Here is a 20,432-nt window from a genome sequence, read left to right as displayed (position 1 = left end):
AGATATGCAACTGCCTGTTGAGGCTCTCATCTATGTCGCCATCTTCGTTGGCGTCGTCGCCCTAGTTGAAGGGATCTATCTGGTTGCCTTCGGCAAGTCGATCAGCCTGAACAGCCGCGTCAATCGGCGCCTGGACATGATCGACAAAGGCGTCGGGCGCGAGCAGGTTCTGGAACAGCTGCGCAAGGAAATGCAGCAGCACATGAAAACCCAGAGCATTCCGCTGTATTCTCTGCTGGCCGACAAGGCGCAGAAGGCGGCGTTGGCCTTTTCTCCCAGGCAGCTGATCATGATCATGGTGCTGGTCTCCGGCCTCGCATTTATGGGACTAAGCATCGGCACGGCCACTGAAACCACTTTGCGTGCGGCGATCTCGATCGCTATCGGCGTCGGCGCGGTTTATGCTTGGGTGAACAAGAAAGCCAACAAGCGCATGGCGCTCATCGAAGAACAGCTACCCGATGCTGTTGAGCTGATGGTGCGATCCTTACGTGTCGGCAACCCTTTCGTGTCTTCTGTCCAGATCGTAGCCAACGAGGTAGCAGATCCTCTGGCAACAGAATTCGGTGTTATATCGGATGAGTGCGCGTATGGCCGCGATGTCGGCGAGGCGCTAAAAGACCTGGCCGAGCGTCTGGACATGCAGGACCTGCGCTTTCTGGCGGTTGCCGTGTCCATTCAGCAGCAATCCGGCGGTAACCTGGCCGAAATTCTGGCCGGTCTGGCCAAAGTCATTCGCGCCCGGTTCCGTCTGTTCCGCCGGGTGAAGGCCATCACAGCGGAAGCGCAGTGGTCAGGCAAGTTTCTGTCCGGTTTCCCGTTGTTCTGCCTGGTATTTATTCTGGTGAAAGACCCAGGATATTATGATGATGTGATAGATCACCCATACTTTATTCCTGCATGTTTCTTTGTTGGGATTATGCTTACGCTGAATCTGATCGTCATGCGAGTTCTCACCAACATCAAGGTCTGAGGAAACTTCCATGGAATTGTTGACCCAAATAAATAACCTGCTCACCACCTATCTTGGTGAATTCGGTCCACTGATCGTAGCGGGCGTACTCGGTCTGTTCATGGTTCTCGTTGCAGTACCGCTGTTGCTGAATCAACCCGAAGATCCGTTGAAAAAATTGCAGCGATCTACCGCAGCGCCGAAAAAGAACAAGAAAGACAAGAAAGATCGGCTCAGAACTGCAGGTCGAAACGAACAGCTTGAGAAATTCGCCAACTTCCTCGAACCACAGAACAAGGAAGAATACACTGCCGTTCAACTGAAACTCCGGCAGGCCGGATACCAGTCGAAAGATGCGGTACGCTTTTACCACTTTGCCCAGTTCGCCCTTGGCATTTCGGGACTGCTCATCGGCATCGTGTTTGTGATGTTCTTCTCAGACAATGACGAACTGTCGCCGCAAAACTTGGCAATCCGTGTGCTGCTTCCAGGCGGCGTCGGTTACTTCATTCCGAAGTATTGGATCACGCGACGTGTGGAGGAACGCAAAGAGAGTATCACAGCGGGGTTTCCCGATACGCTGGATTTGATGCTGGTTTGCGTTGAAGCCGGTCAATCGCTGGACCAGGCAATCGTCAGAGTCGCTGCAGAAATGAAAGCGTCCTACCCAGAGATCGCCGAAGAGTTCGAGGTCGTGGCATATGAGATGAAGGCCGGTAAAGAGAAGGATTCCGTCTTGCGCGACTTTGCAACCCGCTGCGGCGTCCAAGACGTAAGCGCCTTCGTTACTGTTATGATTCAATCGGCAACTTTCGGCACCTCGATCGCCGAAGCTCTGCGTGTTTACGCGGATGAGATGCGTGACAAGCGGGTGATGCGTGCAGAGGAAGCGGCAAACAAACTCCCGACAAAAATGACACTTGCAACTATGATGCTGACGGTTCCCCCGCTATTGGTCATTCTTGTCGGTCCTTCCGCAAAAGGCATCATGGATTTTGCAAACAAATAGATCCTTCTTTGCAGCAAAACTGCAAATCCGGGGCTTCAGTTGCCGCCAAATGTTTCTGGCCACCATGGTTCTCGCCATGGTGGCTTCGTGCACTGAAATAGCCCCCGGCGATGATCCCTTTGCCCCAGGTGTCGACCCCAAGGGCCCGGCGGTGGACGAGATTGCGGTGGGCAATCGTCTTATGGCAGCGGGCGAATATGAGCTGGCGCTGGATTCGTTTACCCGCGCGGCCCTGCAGCTGGGCATGACACCTGAGGTCCTGACGTCTCTGGGCACCGCCAATCTGGGGCTGCGCCGGATCGGGCAGGCCGAACCACTGTTGCGCCGCGCCGTCGAAGATGATCCGGACTGGCCCGTCGCATGGAACAATCTGGGCGTCTTCCTGATCGAGACTGGCGAATATGCCGAGGCCTCGCAGGTGTTTCGCAAGGCCTACGCGCTCGACAATGGCGAAAGTGACGCAATCCGTGACAATCTGCGGTTAGCACTCGCAAAAATGGAAAATCCTGTTAATAATACCCCACAAGAACAAGAATTTGAGCTGGAACAGCGCGGCAACGGACAATTTGTTCTGCGCAAAACCCGGCAATAGAGGCAAGAGCAGTAAAAGGACGCAAAAATGCGCCAATCCGTCTTGATTCCGACGATGCTTGCGTGCGGGCTGGTTTTGACCGCTTGCGCGAAAGAGACTGAAGAGGAAAAGGTCGAGCGCACCTTTCAGGAAGTCAACGTCATTGACGAGACCAACCTGAACGACGTGATGCTGAACGCGGCCGACCCGAATGAGGCTGTTACCTATTTCCAGGGCGCGGCTGCCAAGAACCCCGACCGGATCGACCTGCAGCGCGGCCTGGCCATCACCCTGACCCGCGCCAAGCGCAGCACCGAAGCCGCCGCCGCGTGGAAACGCGTGCTGGGCATGAAAGGCGCCAACAACGCCGACCGGGTGGAATATGCGGACGCACAGGTACGCAGCGGCAACTGGGATGGCGCGAAGGCGACGCTGGACAAGATTCCACCCACCTATGAGACATTCAAACGGTACCGGCTGGAGGCAGTGGTCGCCGATTCCAGAAAGGACTGGAAGCGCGCCGATCATTTCTATGAAACCGCTGTCGGCCTGACCACGCGCCCGGCGGGTGTTATGAATAACTGGGGTTACTCCAAACTGACGCGCGGAGACTATGCCGAGGCCGAACGGCTGTTCACCGAGGCGATCCGTCAGGACAACTCGCTGTTCACCGCCAAGAACAATCTGGTTCTGGCCCGCAGCGCACAAGGTAACTACGCCCTGCCGGTGGTGCCCATGACCCAGGTCGAACGCGCCACGCTGTTGAATACAATGGCCATTTCCGCCGTCAAACAGGGTGATGTCACTCTGGCCAAAAACCTCTACCGCGAGGCGATCGCGACCCATCCGCAGCATTTTGACGAGGCGGTCCGCTCGCTCCGCGCGCTTGAGGAAGCCTGATCCATGGCCATTCCCGCGGTGGCAGCAGCGTGGTTTTTGCCCTTTGTGTTGCCGCTGTGTTTCTATGTCGCCTTCACCGATATGCGTGAAATGCTCATCAAGAACCACGCGGTTGTGGCGCTGGCCGTGGTGTTCGCGGTGGTCGGCTTGTTTGTCTTGCCGCCCTGGTCCGGCGAGTGGGTCGGCGGGTCTTTCGGCCCCGTGGCACTGGTGCTGCCCGTTTATGTCTGGCAACTGCTTCATATCGTTGTGGTTCTGCTGATTGGCATCCTGCTGAACGCGGCTGGCGTGATGGGGGCCGGGGACGCCAAGTTTTGCGCCGCCGCCGCCGCCTTTGTCTGGGTGGGCGATCTGGGGCTGGTCCTGGTGATCCTGACCGCGACAACGTTGGGCGCGGTGACTGCACACCGGCTGGCCAAGCACACTCGTCTGCGCCAAATAGCGCCGCGCTGGGAAAGCTGGGACCGAGGCAAGCAGTTTCCGATGGGGCTGGCGCTTGCGGGCAGCCTAGCCATCTATCTGATCCTGGGCACAATTCACGGATCGTAAACAATCATCAGCGCGCCTTGCCCGCGCCTTGGTACTGCCACAAAGCGGCGTCAAATTTTTCTCAAACGGCCCTCTATGGGGCCTTTGACGTGACAATTGACAGACGAGTCCCGCTCATGAACATGCAGACGACCTCGGTTATGGCCCCCCCTGCCCCCAAAGGGTTGGCCGAAATGCAGCTTCCGCTGGTGATGATGCGGGACATCCTGCTGAAAACGATCTTTCGCAAGAACGTCGACACGGTGACCGAGGTCGCCGCCGCAGTCTGTCTGCCCGGCTCGGTCACGCAGGAACTGATCGACATCGCGCGCGAACAGAAACTGCTTGAGGCGACAGGGACCCTGAATGCCAACTCGGGCAACGAGATGGGCTATCAGCTGACCGATGCCGGCAAGGCGCGCGCTTTGGATGCGCTCAGCCAGTCGGAATATTTCGGCGCGATGCCGGTGCCGCTGGATGTCTATCGCGAACAGGTCAAGCGTCAGTCGATCCGCAACATTCAAGTCACACGCGACCAGCTGACAGGGGCCATGGGCCATCTGGTTCTGCCCGACAGCCTGCTGGACCATCTGGGCCCGGCGGTCAGCGCAGGCCGTTCGATCCTGATGTATGGCCCTCCGGGCAACGGTAAATCCTCGATCTCGAACGGTATCCGCGACGCGCTGGGTGACAGCGTCTATGTCCCGCGCGCCATTGAATACTCCGGCCAGGTGATCACCGTTTACGACCCGATCGTGCATACCGCGATCGAACAGGAAGAAGACGACCCCAACAGCCTGCGCCGCCGTAAACGGTTCGATACGCGTTACGTTCAATGCGAACGCCCGACCGTTGTGACGGGTGGTGAACTATCGCTGAGTATGCTGGACCTTGTCTACAACCCCACCGCGCGGACCTATCAGGCCCCGCTGCAGCTGAAATCGACCGGTGGCATCTTCATCGTGGACGACCTTGGGCGTCAGGCCGAGCCCCCTCAGGCCCTGATCAACCGCTGGATCGTTCCGTTGGAGGAAAGCAAGGATATCCTTGGCCTGCAATCGGGTGAGAAGTTCGAGGTGCCCTTCGACACGCTGGTCATCTTCTCGACCAACTTCCACCCGAACGAAATCTTCGACCAAGCGGCCCTGCGCCGGATCTTCTTCAAGATCAAGATCGATGGCCCGAACCAGGAAAACTTCTTGAAGATCTTCGCCATGGTGGCCCGCAAGCGCGGCATCCCGCTGGACGAGTCCGCTCTGGTCCATTTGTTGAAGGTCAAGTATCCGACTATCAACAATATCTACGCGAACTATCAGCCGATCTTCCTGATCGACCAGATGATCGCGATTTGCGAGTTCGAGGGCATCCCCTATCAGATGAGCCCCGATCTGATCGACCGCGCCTGGGCGAACATGTTCGTCAAGGAAGAAAAGATCGTCCACTGACCCCTGCCATTTCTCATCCGTGCGGATAGTCTGCGTCTATGACGCAGATTCCCGCCCGGATTAGCGATTGGTTTGCCGCCAAAGGCTGGTCGATCCATCCCCATCAGCAACAGATGTTCGACCGGGCACGGGACCCGGCGACCCTGCTGATCGCTCCAACGGGCGGGGGCAAGACGATGGCCGGGTTTCTGCCATCCCTGTCCGAACTGGCCGACGGTGCGCATGACGGGCTGCACACGATCTATGTCTCACCACTCAAGGCACTGGCTGCCGATATCCGCCGCAACCTGCGCGCCCCCGTGGACGAGATCGGCCTGCCCATCCGCATCGAGGACCGCACCGGAGACACCTCAGCGACGCAGAAGAAACGTCAGCGCGCCGACCCGCCGCATATCCTGCTGACAACACCCGAAAGCCTTGCCCTGCTGACCTCATACGAGGATGCGCCACGGATGTTTCGCGGGGTACAGCGCATCATTGTTGACGAGATTCACGCACTGGCCGAAAGCAAGCGCGGTGATCAGTTGATGCTGGCGCTGGCGCGGCTGCAAACGCTCTGCCCGGGCCTGCGCCGGGTTGGCCTGTCGGCCACCGTGGAAGACCCCGAGGGCATTGCGCGCTTTCTGGCCCGCCACCCCGACCCGTGCCGCATCATTCAAGCCGATCCCGGACCTGATCCTGATATCGCCATGCTGCAAACCGACGAGATGCCCCCCTGGTCCGGCGGCGGTGCGGCCTATGCGATCCCGGCGGTTCTGCAGCAGATCAGGCAGCACAAAACCACGCTGATCTTTCACAACACCCGCGCACAGGCCGAGATTTTCTTTCACAATCTGTGGCTTGCGAACGATGACGGCCTGCCCATTGGCATCCATCATGGCAGCCTGGACCGGCAACAGCGCGAACGGGTTGAGGCCGCGATGGTGCGCGGTGATTTACGGGCAATTGTGTGCACAGGCAGCCTCGATCTGGGGATCGACTGGGGCGACGTGGATCTGGTGATCCAGATAGGTGCGCCGAAGAATGTCAAACGTCTGGTGCAGCGGATCGGGCGGGCGAACCATCGCTATAACGCGCCGTCCAAGGCTCTGCTGGTGCCCGCCAACCGGTTTGAGGTGGTCGAATGCGTGGCCGCGCTGCAAGCGGTGCAAGAGCATGATTTGGACGGCGATCCGCGCGGGTCTGGCCCCCGGGACGTGCTGTGCCAGCATATCCTTATTGCGGCGGCGGCTGGGCCGTTCGAGGCCGACGCGCTTTATGCCGAGATGACGGCGGCGGGACCCTACGCAGACCTGAGCCGCGCCGCGTTCGATGCCTGTCTCGAGTTCTGCGCCACCGGTGGCTATGCCTTGCGCGCTTATGACCGCTGGCAGCGTCTGCAGCAACGGCCTGACGGACGCTGGCAGTTGCGGGACCCGCGCGCGGGGCAACGTATACGTATGAATCTGGGCACGATTCAGGACACCGACACCCTGAAGGTCCGCCTGAAACGCAATCGCGGCGGCAAACCTCTGGGTGAGGTCGAGGAAGGCTTTGCCGCCTCGCTGACCCCCGGCGACACTTTCCTGATCGGCGGCCAGATCGTGCGCTATGAGGGTCTGCGCGAGATGGTTGTCGAGGTTAGCCGCCGGGCCGATAAAAAGCCCAAGATCGCCACCTTCATGGGCACAAAATTTGCCACCTCGACACAGTTGAGCGACCGCATCCTGCGTATGTTTGCACAACCTGACTGGCCACAGCTGCCTGCGCATACGGCCGACTGGCTGGCCTTGCAGCGCGACGTCTCACGCCTGCCACAGCGTGACCGGTTGCTGATCGAAAGCTTTCCCGATCAGGGCCGCGAACATCTGTGTGTTTACGGCTTTGCCGGTCGCAACGCCCAGCAGACGCTGGGGCTGCTGCTGACCAAACGGATGGAGGAAACCGGGCTGGCCCCGCTGGGCTTTGTCGCCACGGACTATGCCACGCTGATCTGGGGACTGGATGCGGTGACCGATCCACGCCCTCTGTTCCGGCTGGATGCGCTGCGCGACGGGCTGGAAACGTGGCTGGCGGGCAATGCGGTGATGAAACGGACCTTTCGCGCCTCGGCCACGATCGCGGGCCTGATCGAGCGCAATACGGGCGGGCAACGCAAAAGCGGGCGGCAGGCCACGTTTTCGTCGGATATCCTCTATGACACGCTGCTGAAATACGACCCCGACCACCTTCTGATGCAGATCACGCGTGAGGAAGCCATGCGCGGGCTGGTCGACTTCGGACGGATCGAGGGGATGATCGCGCGGATCGGTGATCGCGTCGATCTGCTGCGGCTGGAAAGGGTCTCGCCGCTGGCCGCGCCGCTGTTTCTTGAGGTCGGCAAGGTCCCGGTCAAGGGCGAGGCCGAGGAACGCCTGCTGGCCGAGGAAAGCGCCCGCCTGATGCAGGCCGCGGGGTTAGCGCCGGGTTGAAACGCCTTGCGCGCCGCCGGGAAACAGGCGAAGAACGGATCATGAACACCTTTGAATTCACCTTTGCCGGGCAATCCCTGTCGGCCCTCGGGTCCGGCGCATTATGGTGGCGGGATCAAAACCTGCTCTGCGTGTCAGACCTGCATCTGGGCAAATCCGAGCGTGTAGCCCGCCGTGGCGGCCCGACCCTGCCCCCTTATGACAGCCGCGAAACCCTGAACCGGCTGGCAGCCGATCTTGCCCATACCGGCGCGGCAACGGTGATCTGTCTGGGCGACAGCTTTGACGATCTCGATACTTTGGGCGCGCTGGCGGATGCCGACACGCTGCAGGTGACCGCCCTGCAGGCCGGGCGGCGTTGGATCTGGATCGAGGGCAATCATGACCCCGGGCCGGTCGAGCTGGGCGGTACGCATCTGGCCGAATGGCTCTGCAACGGGCTAAGCTTTCGCCACATTGCCCGCGCGGATGCCCGGGGCGAGGTCTCGGGGCACTATCATCCCAAGGTCCGTCTGAACGCCCGCGGGCGCGCGATGACGCGTCCGGCCTTTCTGCTGGATGACACCCGACTGATCCTGCCCGCCTATGGCACCTATACCGGCGGGCTGCGCAGTACCGATGACGCGTTGACGACCCTGATGGCGTCGAATGCCCGGGCGATCTTGGCGGGTCCCCGCCCGCAGCTTGTGCCGATGCCACGCTAGGCCTCAGATCAGCCCATCCGCCTTGAGCATCGGTTTGTACTTGCGGCTGACCGGCACCAGATCGTCGTTTCGCAGGCACAGATAGGTTCTTCCATCTGCCTGCCCCACCCCGGCAATCGCCGCATCCGCGACCCAATGCGAGCGATGGGTGCAATGCCCCGGGACCGGCTCCATCTCGGCGATGGCATCGCCTAGGCGCAGGCGGAGAGTGAAGGTCCCTTCGGAGGTGACGACATCGACCAGATGATCGCGCCCCGACAACCGATAGATCTCACCCCCAAACGTAGCGGGCAACCGGGCGTTCAACCGGGGTTTTTGCAATCCCGCTTCCAGCGCCGACCGGTCGCGCCGATGCACCAGAACCAGCCCGGCGGCAAACAGAACGCCATAGGGTGCAACGGCCAGAAGCCCCGGTGCCATCTGACCGCCGAGCGTGAACAGCGCCCATGTCAGCAACCAGAGAGACGGGGCAAATAACATCAGGATCAGCAGCGCAAAAACAAAATCGCGGATCAGCAACCCGGAATTCTGTAGCCTTTCGCGCACCAGTTTGCGAGCCGTCCAGGTCGCTGCCAGCGCCAGCAGCATCACGCCCGTCCAGAACAACAGACGCTGGGGGAAAGACAGGCTCATATCCCGGAACGGCGCGAAGGAATAGGCCAGCAGTGGGATAAAGACCAAACCAGCCACCACCCTTTGCGGGCTGCACAGAGCCAGAACGGGTGCCAATTTCGACATCATGCGGGGTAACGCGCCCTCCCAAGACATAACCGACCAGAAAACGAGAGGGGTATTCTAGCCCTGTAACCGTCTGGAACAGAAGGCTTATCATCGGTTGACGTTAAGTCAAACCCGTTAATGTACGAATTAATGTAACTGTGAACAGATAAAATGAGGGCCGAAGAACCTGTGTGTCCTCCGGCCCTTACTGTCTCTTGGCCGCTTTGACCTCAGGCGGTCAGGCCCTCGGGTTCAGGCAGACCATTGGCGCGGCAGCAGGCGGTCAGGGTATTCGCCAGCAAGCAAGCGATAGTCATCGGACCGACACCACCGGGGACCGGAGTGATGGCACCGGCACGCTCGGATGCGCTGGCAAAGTCGACGTCGCCGACCAGTTTGTTCTTGCCGTCCCGCTCGATCCGGTTGATGCCCACGTCGATGACGGTTGCGCCTTCCTTGATCCAGTCGCCTGGCACCATCTCGGGGCGACCAACGGCGGCGACAACGATATCGGCGCGGCGCACCACATCCGGCAGGTCCTTGGTGCGCGAATGCGCGATGGTTACGGTGCAGCTATCGCCCAGCAGCAGTTGCGCCATCGGCTTGCCCACAATGTTCGACCGGCCAATCACAACCGCGTCCATACCCGACAGCGAGCCATGATGGTCACGCAGCATCATCAGACAGCCCAGCGGCGTGCAGGGCACCATCGACTTCTGGCCGGTACCCAGCAGACCCACGTTCGAGATGTGGAACCCGTCCACGTCCTTGGCAGGATCGATCGAGTTGATCACCAGATCTTCGTTCAGATGCTTGGGCAGCGGCAATTGCACCAGAATGCCATGCACAGCCGGATCATTGTTCAGCTTATCGATCAGCGCCAGCAGGTCTTCTTCGGACGTGTCGACATCCAGCTTGTGCTCGTACGAGTTCATGCCGACCTCAACGGTCTGCTTGCCTTTCGAGCGGACATAGACCTGGCTGGCCGGGTCTTCACCCACCAGAACCACCGCCAGACCGGGGGTGATTCCGTTTTCTTCCTTCAGCTTTGCAACCTGATCGGCCACCTGCGCGCGGACTTTGGCCGCAAAGGCCTTACCGTCGATGATTTGGGCTGCCATCTTTCGATCCCTTCTTTCAAAACCAATCGGGCGCAAACTGCGCCCGAGCCATTCAGTCGGTTCCAATCACGCGTTCTTCACGCGCAATCGACCAGTCAATCAATATGCGCCATAGTCTCTCGGCCAGAGCGGCATCCAGGCCCAGCTCATCGGCGCTGGCGCAGACCTTGCCCACCACTTCTTCGACGCGGTCCGGGATGCGCGCGGGCAGTCCTTCGGCCGGTTTCAGCTCAGATGCGCGGTCGATATACCCCGCCCGCGTCACCAACATCTCGATCAGTTGGCGATCCAGCTTGTCGATCTGAACCCGCAGTTCCTGCATCGAGCGACAGTCTTGCGGCGGCGTCAGAGTGGGCATCGTGGTCTCCTCATGGCCCGGGGCACTCCCCGGACCACGAGATGTCTTATTCAGCGGCTTAGAACAAGCCCTCGATCTCACCTGCGTCGTTAAGGCAGATGGTTTCCGCAGCAGGTTTGCGCGGCAGACCGGGCATGGTCATGATCTCACCGCAGACAACAACGATGAAACCGGCACCTGCGGACAGGCGGACCTCACGCACCGGAACCGAGTGGCCGGTGGGCGCGCCGCGCAGGGACGGATCGGTCGAGAACGAATACTGGGTTTTCGCCATGCAGACCGGCAGGTTGCCATAGCCCGCGTCTTCCCACTCACGCAGTTGGTTGCGGATCTTGTTGTCGGCCAGAACTTCATCGGCACGGTATATGCGCTTGGCGATGGTTTCGATCTTCTCGAACAGCGGCATCTCGTCCGGATAGATCGGCGAGAAGTTCGCCGAACCACCATCGACGATTTCCACGACCTTCTCGGCCAAAGGCGCAGAGCCTTCCGAACCCAGTTCCCAGTGACGCGACAGAACCGCCTCGACCCCGTGCTCGCCGCAATAGTCTTTCACAGCCTGCACTTCGGCGTCAGTGTCGGTGACAAAGTGGTTGATGGCGACGACAACCGGAACACCGAAGGATTTAACGTTTTCGATGTGACGGCCCAGGTTTGCGCAGCCCGACTGAACGGCTTCGACGTTTTCCGCACCCAGATCGGCCTTGGCCACGCCGCCGTTCATCTTCATCGCGCGCACGGTGGCGACCAGCACCACAGCCGACGGAGCGATGCCTGCCTTGCGGCACTTGATGTTCATGAACTTCTCGGCACCCAGATCGGCACCAAAGCCCGCTTCGGTCACGACATAGTCAGCCACTTTCAGAGCGGTCTTGGTCGCGATGACCGAGTTACAGCCATGCGCGATGTTCGCGAACGGGCCACCGTGGACAAAAGCCGGGTTGTTTTCCAGCGTCTGCACAAGGTTCGGCTGCATCGCGTCTTTCAGCAGAACGGTCATCGCGCCTTCGGCCTTGATGTCGCGGCAGTAAACCGGGGTCTTGTCGCGGCGGTAGGCCACGATGATGTCGCCCAGACGCTTTTCCAGGTCTTTCAGGTCGTTGGCCAGACACAGGATCGCCATAACCTCGGACGCAACGGTGATGTCAAACCCGGCCTCACGCGGGAAGCCGTTCGACACGCCACCCAGCGAAGCGGTGATCTGACGCAGCGCGCGGTCATTCATGTCTACCACACGACGCCATGCTACACGGCGGGTGTCGATGTCGCATTCGTTGCCCCAGTAGATGTGGTTGTCGATCATCGCTGACAGCAGCGAGTGCGCCGAGGTGATGGCGTGGAAGTCACCGGTGAAGTGCAGGTTCATTTCCTCCATCGGAACAACCTGTGCATAGCCGCCACCCGCAGCGCCACCCTTCATACCGAAGTTCGGGCCAAGCGAAGCTTCGCGGATACAGATCATCGCATTCTTGCCGATGCGGTTCAGACCGTCGCCCAGACCAACGGTGGTCGTGGTTTTGCCTTCACCCGCAGGGGTTGGGTTGATCGCGGTGACAAGGATCAGCTTGCCGTCTTCGCGGTCCTGAACCGAATTGATGAAGTCCTGGCTGACCTTCGCCTTGTCGTGGCCATAGGGCAGCAGATCTGCGGATTCGATGCCGATCTTTGCACCGATTTCCTGAATCGGTTTCTTGTTCGCCTCGCGGGCGATTTCGATGTCGGATTTGTAGCTCATTGGGCAGGGTCCCTGATTGAATGCCGTGCAAAACCGACGCTTAGGGTCGGCGCTGATCAATCCATACAATTGTGTACCAGACCGATGGATATGGATTCCGACATAATCGTGCCGTGAAACGGCGTAGGGCCACTTCCTGTTGCGAGGCGCCCCGTGGCTTGTTGCGTCAGGGCGCCCAAGCGCGCTGATCGGGCACGAACAACTTCATCCTGTCGCCCAGCTTCAACGCTCCGGACCGCTCCACCCAAGCCGTCACACCGCGCCGGCCTTTGGCGGCGGGCTTGAACGCAGCGCCATGGCCAGGTTGCTCGGCCTCGATCTCGCGCCCGGGAATCACGCAGGGGCGGTTTTCCATATCAACTGTGATCGTCACACCATCGGGGCCCTGAAGCCGCGAGGACGGCGGGATATGCGTGAAATCCGGTATCCCGCGCAGCAGGATGCTGACGCCCAGAAAGGACGGGTCCAGATGATCCAGCCCTATGTCGGCCGCTGTGGCCTGCATCTCTTCCTCGGACAGGACCGAAAGCTGGCGCACATTGCGGATCTCGGTTCCTTGCGGATAGAGGTTCCTGACCCGCACGCAAGAGGCGCGGCAAAGCCCCTCGTGCCGCTCACCCCTGCCCCCCTCGAACCCGAGGGGCAGAGCGTCAACGGCCTCGGCCCGGATGGTCTTGCCCGTGGGCACATGGCCCAGCCAGACAACTTCGCCCGTGTATTCCGTTTCGCGCAAAACCGGCATGATCGCCCCTTACCTGTTCGTTGATCTCATAGCGGCCAAAAGCCAGTTGGCCAGCAAAGAAAAACCCGGGGCAAGCGCTCCGGGTTTTGATTGCTTAGGCCGAAGGCTCCGGCTCCATCCCACCCTCGGGCGGGGATTTCTTGGCCTTGGTTTTCGGGATCGCCGTGACGCTGGGTGCGTTGCCCTCGTCCGGCTTGTCACCCTCATCATCGCTTTCGCTGGGCGGCTCGCCATTCATGACGCGCTTGATCTCATCGCCGGTCAGGGTTTCATATTCCAGCAGACCTTGGGCCAGACGCTCCCATTCCTCGTGCTTTTCGGTCAGAATCTCGTGCGCGCGCTCATATCCCTGCTGGATCAGGCGCTTCACCTCTTCCTCGATGAGCTCTTTGGTGTGGGCCGAGACCGAGAAGCCAGCGGTGTTGCCCGAGTACCCTTCATGCGCTTCGGCATAATCAATATTGCCGACCTTGTCCGACATACCCCAGCGCATCACCATCGCGCGTGCCAACTGGCTGGCCTGCATGATATCACCGGCAGGGCCGTTCGAGACATGGTCCTCACCGTATTTGATGACCTCAGCAGCTTTACCCGCCATGGTCATGGCCAGCTTCTGCTCACACTCATCGCGGTGATAGTTCAGACGGTCCATTTCCGGCAGAGAGACCACCATCCCCAGCGCACCACCGCGCGGAATGATCGTTGCCTTATAGACCGGATCACATTCCGGCAGCGCCAGACCGACCACGGCATGGCCAGCCTCGTGATACGCTGTCTTTTCCTTCTGATCCTGGGTCAGCACCATGCTGCGGCGCTCGGCCCCCATCATCACCTTGTCCTTGGCGTTCTCGAAATCTTCCATCGTGACAAAGCGGCGGCCTACGCGGGCAGCCATCAGCGCAGCCTCGTTCACGAGGTTCGCCAGATCGGCCCCCGAGAAGCCCGGCGTACCCCGCGCGATGATGCGCAGGTCAACGTCAGGGCCCAGAGGCGTCTTGCGCGCGTGAACGCCCAAAATCTTCTCACGACCCTTGATGTCGGGGTTGCCCACCGTCACCTGACGGTCGAACCGGCCCGGACGCAGCAGAGCCGGGTCCAGAACGTCTTTACGGTTGGTGGCGGCCAGAATAATCACACCTTCGTTAGCCTCGAACCCATCCATCTCGACCAGCAACTGGTTGAGGGTCTGTTCTCGCTCGTCGTTACCGCCGCCATAACCGGCACCACGATGGCGGCCAACAGCGTCGATCTCGTCGATGAAGACGATACAAGGCGCATTCTTCTTGGCTTGTTCGAACATATCGCGCACACGGGATGCACCAACACCCACGAACATCTCGACAAAATCCGATCCCGAAATGGTGAAGAACGGCACACCTGCTTCACCCGCAATGGCACGGGCCAGCAGCGTCTTACCGGTGCCCGGAGGGCCAACCAGCAGCGCGCCTTTCGGGATCTTGCCGCCAAGGCGCGAGAATTTCTGCGGATTACGCAGGAACTCGACAATCTCTTCCAGCTCTTCCTTGGCCTCGTCGATACCGGCGACGTCATCAAAGGTCACGCGGCCATGCTTTTCGGTCAGCATCTTGGCCTTGGACTTGCCAAAGCCCATCGCGCCGCCCTTGCCGCCGCCCTGCATCCGGTTCATGAAATAGACCCAGACACCGATCAGCAGCAGGAAGGGCAGCAGCGTGATCAGGAAGGACTGGAAGCCCGATTGCTGCTGTTTGACAGCCTCGACAGGGATGTTCTCGTCGATCAGCAGTTTCGTCACCTCGGCATCGCCGGGTTTGATCGTCGTGTAGGTTGCGCCGCTCTGCGTGGTATAGCGAATCTGTTCGCCATCCAGCGTAACTTTGCTGACCTCGCCGCCCTGAACGGCGGTCACGAAATCGGAATAGGTTTTTTCATTGCCCTGAAGCGTTCCGCCCGGTCCGCTGAACAGGTTGAACAGTGCAAGGATCAGCAGAAACAGAACGACCCAGAAGGCGATGTTGCGAGCGTTGCCCAAGGAAAATCTCCCAGAAGGTTTCGGCGGATGGGGTCCACCGGGGTTGTTCCTTAAAATAGAGAGGATTGTGGCAGGTTCAATGCGATAAAATTGCGGTGTAGAAGTCTGGCCGGTCAGAAGGTGCCTCAACCCGCCATCCATTGGCAAATCCGACCAGCGGCGCGGCCCTTACCGCACCCCCGACCCACACGGCGGGGGCCGCCATCAACACGGCGCGGGGTTTTGCCGCCGCGCGCCAGTCGTCCAGTTGCAAGATACCCTCTTCACCCAACGCACGAATTTCAGCGCCGGGCGTGTCCGGTCCGGTCGCGACCCAGCGCCCGTCCCACAGCTCGCCGGGCGTGGTCGTCAGCGGGGCAAGGGCATTTAGCTCTCTGCAAATCCATGTTTTTTTACCATCTGCGACCAGTTGGCAACCGGCCAGAGTGGTCGTCTGACCGTTCACCACGGCCTGCACCGCCTGATCGACAGCGGTTTGCCGAGGCGGGTATTCTCGCCCCGCCAGCCATGTCACCGCAGCCACAACCAGGCGGCGGCGAATTTCTGCGGGCAAGGCCGCGACCCCGCCGCGGTCGAAACACAGATCGCCATGATGCACCTGAACATGGCGGCGCGCGGATTCCTGCGCGTATTGCGCCAAAGCCTCACGGGCTTGTGCAAGATTATTAGCGACTCGCGACAGGCCTTCGACCGTAATGCCGATCTGACCCAGCCCGGCCATGACCTCCCGAGCCCTGATCCGGTCAAAGCGGGGGTCGTGATTCGAAGGGTCGTCGATCCAGCCGATCCCCTGCCCCGTCAGATAGGTGCGCAGACGCGCCCGGGTGATCGACAGCATCGGGCGCAGCAGGGGAACACCATCTTCTGTACGCTCAGCCGCCATGCCCGACAGGCCCGAGACCCCTGCGGACCGGGCCAACCGCATCAGCACCGTTTCCGCCTGATCATCCGCGGTGTGGCCTAGCGCAATCGCCTCAAGCCCCAGATCGTCTGCCCATTCCGTCAGCAGTCGATACCGCGCCCGCCTTGCCTGATCCTGCAGGTTGCCGGACCCATCCCAGCCCTGCCATGTCAGGGTGTGATGCGGAATTCCCCAGCTTTGCGCCAGCGCCGCGACCGATTGAGCCTCGGCTGCGGACCCGGGCCGCAACCCGTGATCTACGGTGGCCGCGAACAACTCGATCCGGGTCTGCTGCGCAATCCCGCACAACAGATGCAGCAGAGCTGTCGAATCGCTGCCGCCCGACACCGCCACCCCCAACCTGCGCGGCAGCGGGTCGGGCAGGCCCGCCCGAATCTCAGACCGAAGCGTATCGGCGTCAGAGGTCAAGAACAGCCCAGCGCGGCCATTTCCTGTGTGGCCGAGCTTGCCGGGGCGGAACTTGGGAAGCGCACACCAACTTCGCCCAGCGTGATGCAGGCCTGATCGGTCTGCCCCAGACGCCCAAGTGCTGCGCCCAGTTCAAACAGCGCCTCGGGGGCCAAGGGGCCTTCGGAATCGCCGGTAAAGCTGGCCAGAAAGGCTCGCGCCGCTTCGCGCGTGTCACCGGTGCCTTCAAGCGCCTGACCACGCCGCAGGTTTGCCTGCGCCGCCAGCGGGCTACCGGGATAAGCCTGATCGAATTGCGAAAACAGGTTGGCGGCGGTCTGGAAATCTCCATCCGCAAGCGCCTGCGAAGCGGCGTCAAAATCCGCCTGCTCACCGACGGCCAGCTCACCCTGCTCGACCGCGTCGGGTTGCGTGGGCGTCGGGGCAACTGTGACCTCGGTGGGTGTCTCACCACCCAACGTCGAGGTTTCACCCAGCGTGCTCAGATCGCCGCCCTCCAGTTCGACCAGCCGGAACTCAAGATCGCCGATGCGGTTGGTGCCGTCGGCGACGATGTTCTGCACCCGCTGGTTCAACTGCTCAGTCTGCCGCGTCAGGCGCTGCAGCTCTGCCTCGATGGCATCGACACGCTCCAGCACTGAACTGCCGGACAGATTTGGCGCGGGCGAGCCGGTGGTCGAAAACTCGCGCTTGAGACGCTGGATTTCCACATGCAGCACCGTCAGCTCCTGCCGGATATCCGCCAAGGTCTGCTGATCCTGTGCCTGCGCCACACCAGCGACGGCCACAACCGCCGCCAGAACCAAACCTGCAAATCGCATCATCTTACCCCAAGGTTGAGCCGGTCAGCACCGTCACCGCGCGGCGGTTTTTGGAATAGCATTCCTCAGTGCTGCAGATTTCAATCGGACGTTCCTTGCCAAAGCTGACGGTGGTCAGCCGGTTGCCCGCCACCCCGCGCGAGATCAGGTATTCCCGCGCCGCATTGGCCCGGCGCGCGCCCAGAGCGAGGTTGTATTCCCGCGTACCCTGCTCGTCCGCGTGGCCCTCGATGGTGGCGACGAAATCCGGGTTTGCCAGCAGCCAATCGGCCTGCCCCTGCAGCACGGTCTGGGCCTGCGGGCTAAGGGTGGATTGGTCCACCGCGAACAGAACGCGATCCCCCACCGTCTGCTGGAAATAAGCAGGCGAACGCGGATCACTGGGCGAGCCCGGCACCAGCGAACCGCTGCCGCCCGCACCGCCGCCCAAGGCGGAAGGATCATTGTTGGAACAGGCGGCGATCAGGGTCAGCGCCCCGGCAGCCGCGATTTTGCTCAGAAGGTTCATCTCAAGTGCCTCGTGTTTCGTTTTGTTTATTGACGCGTTTCTATCACATTGCATGTTTGTTGTGAACGTCATCCACAGCGCGTGGAATTCAATTCTGTAACGGCCCCCAGGACGGATCGCTGCCGCCATCCGGCGTACGCACCGGGCGCAGGTTGCGCCCCGAAATATCCACCGAATACAGCGTTGACCGGCCACTGGCCCCCTGCGTTTCCCGCGTGAACATGATGACGCGCCCGTTGGGTGACCATGTGGGGCCTTCATCAAGGAACGATGCGGTCAGCAAGCGTTCTTCGCTGCCATCGGTACGCATGACACCGATATGGAACCGACCTTTGTTCTGTTTGGTGAATGCCACCAGATCACCGCGTGGCGACCAGACGGGGGTGCCATAACGGCCCTGACCAAAGCTGATCCGCGTTGCCTCACCCCCATTGGCGGGCATGATGTAAAGCTGCGGCGTCCCTGAACGGTCACTTTCAAACACGATCTGGCTGCCATCCGGCGAATAGCTGGGCGCGGTTTCAATCGCAGGCGTATTGGTCAGCCGCGCGCTTTGACCCGAGGCCAGATCCATCTTCCACAGATCCGTATTCCCGCCCTGCGTCAGCGAATACACGATCGAACGCCCGTCCGGGGAAAACCGCGGAGAGAAGCTCATCGTGCCTTCCTGCGTCGGCAGCTCTTGCCGCTTCACACGGCCCACATCCAGCAGGTAAATCCGGGGCTGGCCGGTTTCATAGCTGGTATACAGCAGCCGGTCGCCGGTGGGCGAAAAGCGCGGGGCCAGCACAATGGCCGAGCTGTCGGTCAGGTACTGCACATTCGCACCGTCATAATCCATGATCGCCAGCCGCTTGGCCCGCTGATCCTTGGGCCCGCTTTCCGAGACAAAGGCCACGCGGCTGTCGAAATAGCCACCCTCACCCGTGATCCGGCTATAGACCTGATCGGCCACCTTATGCGCCATGCGCCGCCAGCCATCCGTGGTGCCCGCGAACTGCAACCCGTTGCCCAGTTCAGCGCCCGAGAACACATCCCACACCCGGAACCGCACCGTCAGTCGTTTGCCCGAGACATTCACCGCCCCGGTCACAAGCGCCTCGGCATTGATCGCTTTCCAGTCGGCGAACTGCAGCGGCGCATCAAAGCTGCTGACCCGGCTGATGAACGCGTCTGACGAAATCTCGCGGAACAGGCCCGTTCCCGTCAGGTCCGACACCACCACGCGCGAGATATCCTGCGCGTACTGCGCCGCCGCCGCGTTATCGGGTACGAAACTGGGCACCGCGAAGGGCAAGGGCTCGATGACCCCTTCTGTCAGCTCCAGTTTCAGCTGCGCGTATACCGGCGTGGACAGGAGTGTCAGGCCAACTAGGAGGCTGGTCAGAAGTTTCATCATTTGATCCGCATCCTCTCGGGATTGAATGTAATCTCAATATCCTGCCATTGGCTGTATTTGTCAGCAGGCAGGTCGTATCCTTTTGCCCCGCAGCGCAAAATCGCGCGCCGCGCGGCCTCATAAGCCTGTTTTGCAGACGCCGCGGAACCGCCGGAACTGTCGAGCATCCGCAGGCTACCGCCAACAACCTTACCATCCGGTGTCAGCGAGAAGCCGACGACCACGACCGTCTGCAACGCATCGGTCGACAGTGAGCCGACATTCCAGCAGCGCGACACGGCGACCCGCATCGCGTCCTTCTCGCCGCTGGTTAGCGGCGGGCCAGAAGGTTCTGTGCCAGCCCCCAACGCCTCGGCCAGCGCATCGTTGATCGCCTGTTCGTCTTGCGCGGGTTCTGTCGGCGCCGGTTCGGTCGGCGCAGGCTCGGGTGTTTCGGCAACCTCGGGCTCGGGCTGCGGTGCCGGGCGGTTCGGGCGAACACGCGGGCGCGGAGAGGTGCGCGGGGCGGGGTCATCGGTCTCTTCCGCCTCGGTCACGATCTCGGGGGCGGCCTCTTCCGGCGCGGTCTGATCCTGCTGTTCCTGCTGCACCTCAGCCCCTTCGTCCAACGAGACCGGAGGGGTTTCGACATCGTCCGGCTTGGCTTCGGGCGGCGGCGGCGCGATGGGTTCGGGCGCAATCTTGTCCGCCGGTTGAGGTTCGGCCTCGGGTCCCGGAGGGACGGGCAGAACCGCAACCTCGGGCTCGGGCTGATCCAGCGTCGGAGGTTCCTCGATCAGTTCCGGTTCAGGCGCAATCTCCACAGTCTCTGGCTGGATCTCCGGCTCGGGTTCGGGCTCAGGCTGGGGTACCTCCTCGGGCTCGGGCGGTTCTTCCACAACGGGATCCGGCGCGGTGATCTGGTCCGAGGTCTCGGGCTGCTGCAAGTCTTCCGGCTCGGTCGGCACCTCAGGCGCGTTGCGCTGCGCGCTCAGCGCGGCAAACTGCTCAGACGAAATCACCGAGACGTCCTGCACAGTCATTGGCAACGGCTCGGACCGGAAGGTGCCGCCGAACAAAGCCCAGCCAATCAGGCTGACATGCGCAATTGCAGAAATCTTGGTGCCGGTGTCCACCGCGCGACCTCAC

The 20,432-nt window shown here is 61.1% G+C and carries 19 protein-coding genes; 8 read left to right on the top strand and 11 right to left on the bottom strand.

Features of this window, described 5'->3' with window-relative positions; translation table 11 throughout:
- The first annotated feature begins 4 nt into the window (after positions 1–4).
- The 8 genes from ACR1XV_RS01100 to pdeM all read left to right on the top strand — a co-directional run bounded on the left by ACR1XV_RS01100 (position 5) and on the right by pdeM (position 8,559).
- Entirely contained in the window at positions 5–973 is a 969-nt protein-coding gene (locus ACR1XV_RS01100) for a type II secretion system F family protein (RefSeq protein WP_480528426.1), read from the top strand.
- 10 nt (positions 974–983) lie between these two features.
- Positions 984–1,961, top strand: coding sequence for a type II secretion system F family protein (locus tag ACR1XV_RS01095; protein ID WP_480528425.1), 978 nt, complete (start codon positions 984–986; stop codon positions 1,959–1,961).
- 49 nt (positions 1,962–2,010) lie between these two features.
- The gene (locus ACR1XV_RS01090) at positions 2,011–2,553 is read left to right on the top strand and encodes a tetratricopeptide repeat protein (protein WP_480528424.1); all 543 of its coding nucleotides are present in this window, start codon (positions 2,011–2,013) and stop codon (positions 2,551–2,553) included.
- Between the two features lie 27 nt (positions 2,554–2,580).
- Positions 2,581–3,432 (top strand): tetratricopeptide repeat protein, encoded by an 852-nt coding sequence (locus ACR1XV_RS01085; RefSeq protein ID WP_480528422.1) that lies wholly within the window; start codon positions 2,581–2,583, stop codon positions 3,430–3,432.
- A 3-nt stretch (positions 3,433–3,435) separates the two neighbouring features.
- The gene (locus ACR1XV_RS01080) at positions 3,436–3,981 is read left to right on the top strand and encodes a prepilin peptidase (RefSeq protein WP_480528421.1); all 546 of its coding nucleotides are present in this window, start codon (positions 3,436–3,438) and stop codon (positions 3,979–3,981) included.
- 116 nt (positions 3,982–4,097) lie between these two features.
- Positions 4,098–5,405 (top strand): ATPase, encoded by a 1,308-nt coding sequence (locus tag ACR1XV_RS01075; protein ID WP_480528420.1) that lies wholly within the window; start codon positions 4,098–4,100, stop codon positions 5,403–5,405.
- A 38-nt stretch (positions 5,406–5,443) separates the two neighbouring features.
- Positions 5,444–7,855 (top strand): ligase-associated DNA damage response DEXH box helicase, encoded by a 2,412-nt coding sequence (locus tag ACR1XV_RS01070; protein ID WP_480528419.1) that lies wholly within the window; start codon positions 5,444–5,446, stop codon positions 7,853–7,855.
- A gap of 41 nt (positions 7,856–7,896) precedes the next feature.
- Complete coding sequence (gene pdeM / locus ACR1XV_RS01065; protein ID WP_480528418.1) at positions 7,897–8,559, top strand: ligase-associated DNA damage response endonuclease PdeM; 663 nt, start codon at positions 7,897–7,899, stop codon at positions 8,557–8,559.
- Between the two features lie 3 nt (positions 8,560–8,562).
- Here the strand turns inward: pdeM and ACR1XV_RS01060 are convergent, their stop codons facing one another.
- From ACR1XV_RS01060 to ACR1XV_RS01010, 11 genes are all read right to left on the bottom strand, one after another.
- On the bottom strand, positions 8,563–9,300 hold the full coding sequence (locus ACR1XV_RS01060) for a LytTR family DNA-binding domain-containing protein (RefSeq protein ID WP_480528417.1): 738 nt from the start codon (positions 9,298–9,300) through the stop codon (positions 8,563–8,565).
- Positions 9,301–9,509: 209 nt separating this feature from the next.
- Positions 9,510–10,400 (bottom strand): bifunctional methylenetetrahydrofolate dehydrogenase/methenyltetrahydrofolate cyclohydrolase FolD, encoded by an 891-nt coding sequence (gene folD / locus ACR1XV_RS01055; protein WP_480528416.1) that lies wholly within the window; start codon positions 10,398–10,400, stop codon positions 9,510–9,512.
- A gap of 52 nt (positions 10,401–10,452) precedes the next feature.
- Complete coding sequence (locus tag ACR1XV_RS01050) at positions 10,453–10,758, bottom strand: chorismate mutase (RefSeq protein ID WP_480528415.1); 306 nt, start codon at positions 10,756–10,758, stop codon at positions 10,453–10,455.
- Between the two features lie 58 nt (positions 10,759–10,816).
- Positions 10,817–12,493: a formate--tetrahydrofolate ligase gene (locus ACR1XV_RS01045; RefSeq protein WP_480528414.1), complete on the bottom strand. Its 1,677-nt coding sequence runs from the start codon at positions 12,491–12,493 to the stop codon at positions 10,817–10,819.
- 166 nt (positions 12,494–12,659) lie between these two features.
- Positions 12,660–13,235, bottom strand: coding sequence for an MOSC domain-containing protein (locus ACR1XV_RS01040; RefSeq protein ID WP_480528413.1), 576 nt, complete (start codon positions 13,233–13,235; stop codon positions 12,660–12,662).
- 94 nt (positions 13,236–13,329) lie between these two features.
- Positions 13,330–15,246, bottom strand: a complete 1,917-nt coding sequence (ftsH, locus tag ACR1XV_RS01035; protein ID WP_480528412.1) for an ATP-dependent zinc metalloprotease FtsH — start codon at positions 15,244–15,246, stop codon at positions 13,330–13,332.
- A gap of 76 nt (positions 15,247–15,322) precedes the next feature.
- Positions 15,323–16,576 (bottom strand): tRNA lysidine(34) synthetase TilS, encoded by a 1,254-nt coding sequence (tilS, locus tag ACR1XV_RS01030; RefSeq protein ID WP_480528411.1) that lies wholly within the window; start codon positions 16,574–16,576, stop codon positions 15,323–15,325.
- Positions 16,573–17,397 (bottom strand): tol-pal system protein YbgF, encoded by an 825-nt coding sequence (gene ybgF, locus ACR1XV_RS01025; protein ID WP_480529273.1) that lies wholly within the window; start codon positions 17,395–17,397, stop codon positions 16,573–16,575. Before ybgF ends, tilS begins: the two co-directional genes overlap by 4 nt.
- 4 nt (positions 17,398–17,401) lie before the next feature.
- Positions 17,402–17,905, bottom strand: a complete 504-nt coding sequence (gene pal / locus ACR1XV_RS01020; protein ID WP_480528410.1) for a peptidoglycan-associated lipoprotein Pal — start codon at positions 17,903–17,905, stop codon at positions 17,402–17,404.
- 88 nt (positions 17,906–17,993) lie between these two features.
- Entirely contained in the window at positions 17,994–19,304 is a 1,311-nt protein-coding gene (gene tolB, locus ACR1XV_RS01015) for a Tol-Pal system beta propeller repeat protein TolB (RefSeq protein ID WP_480528409.1), read from the bottom strand.
- Positions 19,301–20,419: an energy transducer TonB gene (locus tag ACR1XV_RS01010; protein ID WP_480528408.1), complete on the bottom strand. Its 1,119-nt coding sequence runs from the start codon at positions 20,417–20,419 to the stop codon at positions 19,301–19,303. Before ACR1XV_RS01010 ends, tolB begins: the two co-directional genes overlap by 4 nt.
- Positions 20,420–20,432 lie beyond the last annotated feature (13 nt).

This window comes from Ruegeria sp. AD2(2025) (assembly GCF_056542385.1).
This window is presented reverse-complemented; position numbering and strand designations above follow the sequence as displayed.